Raw genomic sequence first — 1,943 nt, forward strand, 5'->3', positions numbered from 1 at the left:
GCGTCTTTGGGCCCCCCCCCCCGGGGGGGGGGGGGGGGGGCCGCGGGGGGGGGGGGGGCGCCCCCCCCGGGGGCTTAGACCCGGGGCGCCCGGCCCCCCCCGGGCCGCCGGGGGGGGGGGGGGGGGGGCTAGCCCCGCCCCGGCCCGCGCCCCCCGTGCCCTCGCGGCACGGGTGCCGCGGGTCAGCCGAGTGCCCTGTCGGCCGTCGCGCGGTCGGCGAGCAGCGTGACCGTGTAGTGCAGCACGTCCTCCTCCAGCGCGGACAGCCGCTCCGCGTTCCCCGCGCGCACCTCGGCGGCGATGAACTCGGTGACGCCGAAGACGATCAGGGCGGGCACGCTCTCCCTGACCGGTCCCCGGGAGGGGGTCTCCGCCCTGGCCCGCGCGGCGAGGGCGCGCAGCATCTCCAGGAAGGGCAGGTAGGCGCGGTCGCGCTGGTCCATCGCCCGCCGGCCCGCCGCGGGGAGTTCGACGAAGTAGGCGCGGGCGTACTCGGGGCGGTCCTGCCACCACCGCAGGTAGGCGTGCAGGCCCTGGCGGACGGCGGCGACCCAGTCGTGGCCGGTGTCCTCGGCCGCGGACAGGATCGTCTCGACCACGCCGGGCAGGTCCCGTTCGCACAGGGCGAGGAAGCAGGCCTCCTTGTCGTGGAAGTTGGCGTAGAAGGCGTTGCGCGAGACCCGCGCGGCGGCGATCACATCGGGCACGGTCGTGGCGGCGTACCCCCGGGCCGCGACCAGCAGCAGCATCGCCTGGATCAGGCGGTCGCGCTGCGAGGTGCGGACCACTTCTGGGGGCAGTCCGTGACGGCCGCGGGGGAGGGGCTCACCCTCCGGAATTTTCTTCCGATCCTGTCTTGACATCAATCACAGATCGTACTTCCCTCTGTTAGGAGACGTTCACGTCTCCAAAGAATCGGTGAGGTGACCATGGAAGACAAGGGCATGTCCCGGCGGCGGGTCCTGCGCGTGGCGGCGGTCGGGCTACTGTCGGCGGGCCTCGTGTCGCGGACCACCCAGGCGGTGGCGGCCGGCACGATCGAGTCGCACTACGCGGTCCGGGGCCCCTGGGCGGTCACCGCCTCCGACGCGGGTGACGCCTCGGGAACCTACCGGCTGCACCATCCGGCGGACCTCGGCGCCGGTGGCTTCCGGCACCCGATCATCACCTGGGGGAACGGCTCCCACGCCACCCCCGCCCTCTACCCCGGCGTGCTCGACCAGCTCGCCTCCTGGGGCTTCGCCGTGATCGCCTCCACCGACACGACCACCGGGACGGGCACCGAGATGCTCGCCGCCGCGCAATACCTGGTGGCGAGGAACGCCGACCCCGCGAGCCCGTTCCATCAGAGGCTCGACGTGACCAGGGTCGGCGCCGCCGGGCACTCCCAGGGCGCGGGCGGCACGGTCAACGCGGCCAACCTCTCCGCGGGGCTCGTCACCACGGCCGTGCCGATTGCACTACCCGCGCAGCTCTGGGTGGGGGCCGGCGACCGGTTCCAGGTCTCCCAGCTGGCCTGCCCCGTCCTGTTCATGAGCGGGGGCAACGACTGGCTGATCTCACCGGCCTCGGCGCTGCGGGGCTACTACGACCAGGTGCCCGGGGCGGCGGCCATGGCACTGCTGAAGGGCGCGGGTCACAACGACATCCAGGGCACCGGCGGCGGCTTTCTCGGCTACCTGACGGCCTGGCTGATGTACCGCCTCCAGGACGACGCCTACGCCCGAGGCGCCTTCGCCGGGAGTGCCCCCGAGTTCACCGCCAACACCGCCTGGCAGAACCAGGCCGCCAAGAACCTCCCGTGACCACCACGCCGACGCGGCCCGCCGGCAGGAGGCCGCCAGGCACCTCCCGGTACCTGCTGCTGCGCAGGCTGGGCCGCCTGCCGGGATGGGGCGCGACGCTCGCCGCGCTGCCGGTGCTGCTGGACGCCCACCAGGTCC

2 protein-coding genes are annotated in these 1,943 nt (G+C 74.4%); one reads left to right on the plus strand and one right to left on the minus strand.

The annotated features are described in order from the left end of the window. Positions 1–182: 182 nt before the first annotated feature. Complete coding sequence (locus tag ABZ260_RS50545; protein ID WP_355632975.1) at positions 183–788, minus strand: TetR/AcrR family transcriptional regulator; 606 nt, start codon at positions 786–788, stop codon at positions 183–185. Between the two features lie 141 nt (positions 789–929). Here ABZ260_RS50545 and ABZ260_RS50550 point away from each other — a divergent pair, with 141 nt between their 5' ends. Then, positions 930–1,805, plus strand: a complete 876-nt coding sequence (locus ABZ260_RS50550) for an alpha/beta hydrolase (RefSeq protein ID WP_355632978.1) — start codon at positions 930–932, stop codon at positions 1,803–1,805. Positions 1,806–1,943: the final 138 nt, after the last annotated feature.

The organism is Streptosporangium sp. NPDC006013 (assembly GCF_040614275.1).
Lineage (GTDB): Bacteria > Actinomycetota > Actinomycetes > Streptosporangiales > Streptosporangiaceae > Streptosporangium.

Bases quoted from the DNA above. Each gene is read 5' to 3' on its own strand.
- ABZ260_RS50550 (WP_355632978.1), top strand. From the start codon at position 930: ATGGAAGACAAGGGCATGTCCCGGCGGCGGGTCCTGCGCGTGGCGGCG.